General features: G+C 74.7%; 8 protein-coding genes. All 8 read left to right on the forward strand.

Features of this window, described 5'->3' with window-relative positions; translation table 11 throughout:
- A partial coding sequence (locus VR45_RS35320; RefSeq protein WP_045944009.1) for a CpaF/VirB11 family protein occupies positions 1 to 997 on the forward strand: 997 nt, incomplete at its 5' end.
- A complete protein-coding gene (locus VR45_RS35325; protein WP_063772604.1) occupies positions 997 to 2016 on the forward strand; it encodes a type II secretion system F family protein in 1020 nt (339 codons plus the stop codon). The genes VR45_RS35320 and VR45_RS35325, both read left to right, overlap by 1 nt.
- Entirely contained in the window at positions 2013 to 2891 is an 879-nt protein-coding gene (locus tag VR45_RS35330) for a hypothetical protein (protein ID WP_045944010.1), read from the forward strand. The genes VR45_RS35325 and VR45_RS35330 overlap by 4 nt, the downstream gene beginning before the upstream one ends.
- 47 nt (positions 2892 to 2938) lie before the next feature.
- A complete protein-coding gene (locus tag VR45_RS47475) occupies positions 2939 to 3289 on the forward strand; it encodes a hypothetical protein (RefSeq protein ID WP_159394469.1) in 351 nt (116 codons plus the stop codon).
- A 68-nt stretch (positions 3290 to 3357) separates the two neighbouring features.
- Positions 3358 to 3732, forward strand: coding sequence for a TadE family protein (locus VR45_RS47480; protein ID WP_045944012.1), 375 nt, complete (start codon positions 3358 to 3360; stop codon positions 3730 to 3732).
- 56 nt (positions 3733 to 3788) lie between these two features.
- Positions 3789 to 4298, forward strand: a complete 510-nt coding sequence (locus tag VR45_RS47485; protein ID WP_286163610.1) for a TadE/TadG family type IV pilus assembly protein — start codon at positions 3789 to 3791, stop codon at positions 4296 to 4298.
- Positions 4299 to 4520: 222 nt separating this feature from the next.
- Complete coding sequence (locus VR45_RS35350) at positions 4521 to 5078, forward strand: hypothetical protein (RefSeq protein WP_234326468.1); 558 nt, start codon at positions 4521 to 4523, stop codon at positions 5076 to 5078.
- Positions 5078 to 6179: LysM peptidoglycan-binding domain-containing protein (locus VR45_RS35355; protein ID WP_045944014.1), on the forward strand; the 1102-nt coding region annotated here is incomplete at its 3' end. The genes VR45_RS35350 and VR45_RS35355, both read left to right, overlap by 1 nt.

Raw genomic sequence — 6179 nt, forward strand, 5'->3', positions numbered from 1 at the left:
CGTCGAGCTGCTCCAGGACCTGGCCCGCCAGCACGGCGGCGGCGAACGCTCGCTGTCCACCGCCAGCCCGATGCTCGCCCTGCGCCTGGAGGGCGGCATGCGCCTCCAGGCGCTCACCGAGGTCACCCCGCGCCCGTACGTCGCGATCCGCCGGCACCGGGTGGCCTCGGCGACCCTGCCCGAGATGGTCCGGCTCGGTGCCGTGGACAGCACTCTCGCGGCCTTCCTGGCCTCGGCCATCCGGGCCCGGAAGAACGTGATGATCACCGGCACCCAGGGCGTCGGCAAGACCAGCCTGCTGCGGGCGATGGCCGCCGAGATCCCGCCGGACGAGCGGGTCGGCACCCTGGAGTCGGAGTTCGAGCTCTGGCTGCACACCCTCGGCCATCTGCGCCAGGTCGTCCCGATGGAGGCCCGGGAGGGCAACGGCGAGCGGGTGGAGGGCCGGGCGGCCGGCGAGCTGACCATCGGCGACCTCATCCCGGCGGCGCTGCGGATGACCCTCTCCCGGATCATCGTCGGCGAGGTCCGCTCCGGCGAGGTCGTCCCGATGCTGCGCGTCATGACCAACGGCGAGGGCGGCTCGATGTGCACCCTGCACGCGCGCGGCCCGCACATGGTCGTCGACCGCATCGCCGAACTCTGCCTGGAGTACGGCTCGCACATGACCGACGCGCTCGCCTACCGGCTCACCGCCAACGCTGTGGACTTCATCGTGCACGTGTCGATGGTCGACGAGACGCACGTCGGCGGCCGCCGGCACCGCTTCGTCTCGCACGTCCTGGAGGTCGCGGGCCTCGGCGAGAGCGGCCGGCCGGCGCTGAACACGGTGTTCGGTCCGCGCCCCGAGCTGGGCGAGCCGCGCGCCGTCCCGCACACCCCGCCGCAGTGCCTGGACGACCTGCGCCGGGCCGGTTTCGACGCCGCGCTGCTCGGCTCCCGCTACGGCAGCTGGGCCGAGCCGCTCCAGCTGCGGATCGGCGGTGGTGCCCGGTGATGCCGCTCTTCGTGCTCTGCGGCCTCGCCGTCGCGGCGGGCCTGGTCGCCCTGGTGGCCTGGGCGCGCGGCAGCGACCCGGCGCGGGAGCCGGCGGAGCCCCGGGAGCTCAACCCGCTGGCCTCCCGGCTGCACGTGTTCTGGTACGGCGCGCCCGGCACCGCCTCCCACCGGATGGCGCGGCTGCGCCGGATCCAACTGCCGCTCACCCTGATCGGGGCGCCGCTCGGCTGGCTGTTCACCGGCATCCCACTGACGGTGCTGCTGGTGCCGCTGGCGGTGTTCGGCCTGCCCTGGCTGTTCGACACCACCCGCTCCGACACCGACCGGATCGAACGGCTGGAGGCGCTCTCGGAGTGGACCCAGCGGATCGCCGACGTGCTGCTGCTCGGCGTCGGCCTGAACCAGGCCATCATCACCAGCCGCCGCACCGCGCCCGCCGCGATCGAGGCCGAGGTCGGCGAGCTGGCCGCCCGGCTGCAGGCCCGCTGGCGCCCGGAGGAGGCGCTGCGGCTGTTCGCCGACAGCATGGCCGACGCCACCGCCGACAAGGTGCTCGCCGCGCTGGTGCTGCGCGCCGCCGACAGCGGCCCCGGCCTGGCCAGGGCGCTGTCCGACATGGCCGAGTCGGTCCGCGAGGAGGTCCGGCAGCGGCGCACCATCGAGGCCGACCGGGCCAAGCACCGCACCACCATCCGCTGGCTGGTGGGCATCATCCTGCTGGTCGTCACGGTGGGCTCGTTCAACACCGAGTACACCGCCCCCTACAGCACGGCGCTCGGCCAGATCGTGCTCGGCGTGATCTGCGCGCTGTTCGTGGCGGTGATCGCCTGGATGCGCGCGCTGGCCTCGTACCCGCCGGTGCCGCGGCTGCTGGAGCCGGACCGCCGCAGCCGGACCGGCCGCGCGCTGCGCCGGCGCGGCGACGGGCAGGCCCCGGACGGAGCCGACGGACCGGCCCCGGCCGACGGGACCGACGGTGCCGAGGGCACCGCGCGACTGCTCGGGGAGGTCCGATGATCTCCCCGTGGTCCGTGCTGGCCGGCGCCGTCGCGGCGGGCGGCGTCGCCATGCTGATCGCCGAACTCCGGCCCTCGCCGCCCGACCTGGGCCAGGCGCTGGACCGGCTGCACCGCACCCCGGCCGACCGCACCCCCGACCCGGACGACCGGCCGCGCTGGTTCGACCGGATCGGCGAGCGCTCGGTCCGTCTGCGCGGGGTCCGCATCCCGGAGCGCGAGCTCGCCCTGATCGGCCGCACCCCGGCCCGGTTCATGGCGCACAAGCTGCTCTTCGCCCTGCTCGGACTGGCGCTGCCACCGTACCTGGTGGTGGCGGCGCTGCTGCTCGGCCTGGACCTGCCCTTCGCCCTGCCGCTGGTGGTCGGGCCGCTGCTGGCCGGGCTGCTCTGGTTCGTCCCGGACGGGATCGTGCGCGGCGAGGCCAAGGAGGCGCGGGTCGAGTACCTGCACGGCATCGCCGCCTACCTGGAGTTGGTGGCGATGGAACGGGCCGCCGACCTCGGCCCGGCCGAGGCGCTGCGCCGGGCCGCCGCCGTCGGGCGCGGCGCGGTGTTCCTCCGGATCCGGGACGCGCTGGACCGGGCGGCCACCGACCGGCTGCCGCCGTGGGCCGGACTGGACGCGCTGGCGGAGGAGTTGGGCCTGACCCCGCTCCAGGACCTGGCCGACATCATGCGGATCTCCGGTACCGACGGCGCCGCCGTCTACGACACCCTGCGGGCCCGGTCCAAGGGCCTGCGGGGCGAACTGCTGGCGGAGGACCTCGCCCGGGCCAATGCCGACAGCGAGCGGATGGTGGCTCCGGGGTCCGCGCTGACTCTGCTGATGACCTTCCTGGTCGTCTTCCCGGCACTGTTCAAGATGCTCAACTGAACCACCCCGTCCGATGAACCACCCCGTCCGATGGGACACCCCGTTCGATGAGTCACCCCGTCGCGGAGGTCAGCGCCTCCGTCACCACATCTCACCCCTGGGAGCAGTTCATGAAGGACCGACTCAAGCCACTGGTCTTCCTACTCGTCGGCGCGGCCCTGCTGCCGCTCCAGTTCGCCGCCACGCTCTTCCACTTCCGGATGGGCCGGGTCAAGGCCGCCCGGGCGCGTGGCGACAAGGGCGCCATCAGCATCGAACTCGCGCTCGCCGTCATCGCGCTGGTGTTCATCGCGGGCCTGGTGGTGTTCGCCCTGGTCGCTCTGAAGGACAAGGTCGTCACCAAGGTCAACCAGGACCCGAAGTACACCGGCGGCGCCGGGGCTCCGGCCGGCTCGTGATCCACCGTCGTCGCCTCCGCCGTCCTCGTCCCCGCCGTCTTGGTCCTCGCCGTTCCGACCGGGGGGCGATGACCCTGAGTCTGGCCATCGTCTTCCCGATCGTCCTGATCCTGATCATGACTGTCACCCAGACCGGGATGTGGTGGTACCACCGCCAACTCGCGCTGAGTGCTGCCCGCGAGGGCGTCGACGCGGGGCGGGGTCAGGGGAACCGGACCGACGCGCAGAAGGACGAGGCCGCGCGGCGGCAGGCCGACGACTTCCTGACGCGACAGGGCAACACGGACCACCGGGTCGTCACGGACGGCAGCTCGCCGGTGCTGATCAAGGTCACCGTCGAGGTGACGCCCCCGGTCATCATCCCGTTCATCACTCCGCCGACCGTCACCCAGTTCGCCGAGGCCCCGCGCGAGCGGTTCGTCCCCCCGGTGGTGCGGCCGTGAGTCGGCCGGTGCGCTGGGGACGGCGGTCGGCACGCCCGGCCCGGTCCGCGCACGACGTGGACCGGGCGGGGCGGGGCGGGCCCGGACCTGCGCTTGGGCCCGGACCTGTACCTGGACGCGGGCTCGCCGCCCGCCGTGCCGCCCGGTCCGGGCGCGGGCGGGACGGCGGCAGTACGGCGATCGAGGCGGCGATCGTCGCACCCGCCGTGGTCGCGCTGATCCTGGTCGCGGTCGTGGCGGGCCGGATGCAGACCGCCGGCGGCACCGTCGAGGCGGCGGCCCGCTCGGCGGCCCGCGCGGCCTCGATGACCCGCACGGGCGACCTGGAGGCCGTGGCGAAGGCGTCCGCCGCGGACTCGATGCAGCAGCAGGGAGTGCACTGCCGGAGCAGCAAGGTCACCACGGAGAAGAAGAAACGGACCAGTCAAGGTGTCACCTGGGAGACGGTCGAGGTGACGGTGTCCTGCGAGGTCTACCTGGGGGACCTGATCGGCGGGCCGGACCTCTTCCCGAAGACGCTCACCGGTTCGTTCGCCTCGGTGGTCGACCGGTACCGGGGCCAGTGAGGCGCGGGGTGCCGTCCGGTGGGGCGGGGGCCCGAGCGAGGCGAGTGGGTCGAGTGGGTCGAGCGCGGCAAGTGGGTGGAGATTGTGTCGGGTCGTGGGGCGGGGGGTGACAGGGCTGTGAGGACGAGGCGGCCGGACGGGGATTGGGGAGCCGTCGGGCGGGGGAGACGCAAGCGGAGGACGCCCTGGGGAGGGCGGAGGAGCTGGTGGGGAGGGAACGCCATGGCACGCGTACGCACGCGCGCGGTGCGGCCGCCCCGTGCCCGGCCGCTCGCTGCCCGGACGTTGCGGGCCCGGACGTTGCCGGCCCGGACGTTGCGAGCCCGGACGTCGCGGGCCCGGCTGGGCGGTCCGCTCGGCGGCCGTTCGGACCGGGGCGCGCTGTCGATCTTCGTCGCCATCTGTGCGGCCTACGTGGTGCTGGTCATCGCGCTGGTCATCGACGCCGGCGGCAAGCTGCGGCTCGCCGAGCGGGTCGACGCCTACGCCCAGGAGGCCGCCCGGATGGCCGGCCAACAGCTGGACGAAGCAGCCCTGTTGAGGGGCGAAGGGTACAAACTGAGAGCACGGACCTACGTCGAGGCCGCGGCCGACAGCTACCTCGCGCTGTACGGGCTGTCAGCGGCCGACGTGGAATTCTCCCCGGACGGCGCCACCGTCACGATCACGGTGCGGGCCGAGTTCCGCCCCGTCCTGCTGGGCGAACTCGGCAAAGGGAAGGTCACGGGCAAGGGGAGCGCCACCCTCGTCCACGGAGTCAAGGAAGCGGAGACCGCCTGATGGCCGCGCCACGCGCCAAGGACCAGACCCGTGCCGGGCGTCCGGCCCGGGGAGCGAACGCCACCCCCGCGTCCGGCCGACGGCCGGCGCCGCTGCCGTCCCATCGGGCGCGCGGCGGCCGTCGGCGCGGCCGGGGCGGCGCCGTACTCGCCGCGATCGCGGCCCTGATCACCCTGCTCGTCCTGATGGTCGGCGTGCCCGCCCTGCTGCTGTACGGCACCCGCTCGGTGGCCGACATGGGCGAACTCGCGCCCGACGGCATCGGCGCGCTGCTGACCAGCCCCGACGACGGGCGGCTGTTCCTCTGGCTGCTGGTGGTGGTCGGCTGGGTCGGCTGGGCGTGCTTCGCGCTCTCCGTCCTGCTGGAGATCCCGGCGCAGTTGCGCGGCCGGGTGGCCCGGCGGATCCCGGCCTTCGGCTGGAGCCAGCGGGCCGCGGCCGGACTGGTCGGCGCGGTCATCGCCCTGGTGCCGGTGGCCGGTTCGGCCTTCGCTGCCACCGCCGAGCACGCGCCGGCCGCCGCCACCGCGCAGGTGGCCGCGGGTGCGCAGCAGGCCGCCGCGCAGGCCGCGCCGGCCGTCACCCCCGCCGCCGACCCGCAGGCCGGCTACACCGTGCGGGACAGCCGCCCGGCCGACAGCCTGTGGTCCATCGCCGAGCGCCAACTCGGCTCCGGCGAGCGCTGGACGGAGATCGCCAAGCTCAACGACGGCCGGGTGATGGACGATTCGGGGATCCGCTTCGACGCGGACCGGCCGATCCAGCCCGGCTGGAAGCTCGCCATGCCGGCCGACGCCAAGCCCGACCAGGCGACCCCCGGGCCCGCCGCCCCCGCCCCCGCTCCGGCCGGGACGCCACAGACCGGCCCGGCCGGCGGCGCGGCCCAGGGCGGCACCGTCACCGTCAAGGCCGGCGAGAGCCTGTCGGCGATCGCCCAGAGGGAGTTGGGCGACGCGGAGGCCTGGCCGAAGCTGTTCGAGGCGAACCAGGGCGTCCAGGCGCCCGACGGCGAGCGGCTCACCGACCCGGACGTGGTGGTGCCGGGCATGGTGCTCAGCCTGCCCGGTGCCCCGGCACCGGCCCCCGCGCCCGCTCCTGCCC

Source organism: Streptomyces sp. NRRL S-495 (assembly GCF_000966955.1).
In the GTDB taxonomy this organism is placed as follows: Bacteria; Actinomycetota; Actinomycetes; order Streptomycetales; family Streptomycetaceae; genus Kitasatospora; species Kitasatospora purpeofusca.

What these genes read in the sequence shown, in the direction of transcription:
- VR45_RS35325 (WP_063772604.1), top strand. Translation starts at nt 997, where the DNA reads ATGCCGCTCTTCGTGCTCTGCGGCCTCGCCGTCGCGGCGGGCCTGGTC.
- VR45_RS35330 (WP_045944010.1), top strand. Translation starts at nt 2,013, where the DNA reads ATGATCTCCCCGTGGTCCGTGCTGGCCGGCGCCGTCGCGGCGGGCGGC.
- VR45_RS47475 (WP_159394469.1), top strand. Translation starts at nt 2,939, where the DNA reads ATGAGTCACCCCGTCGCGGAGGTCAGCGCCTCCGTCACCACATCTCAC.
- VR45_RS47480 (WP_045944012.1), top strand. Translation starts at nt 3,358, where the DNA reads ATGACCCTGAGTCTGGCCATCGTCTTCCCGATCGTCCTGATCCTGATC.
- VR45_RS35350 (WP_234326468.1), top strand. Translation starts at nt 4,521, where the DNA reads ATGGCACGCGTACGCACGCGCGCGGTGCGGCCGCCCCGTGCCCGGCCG.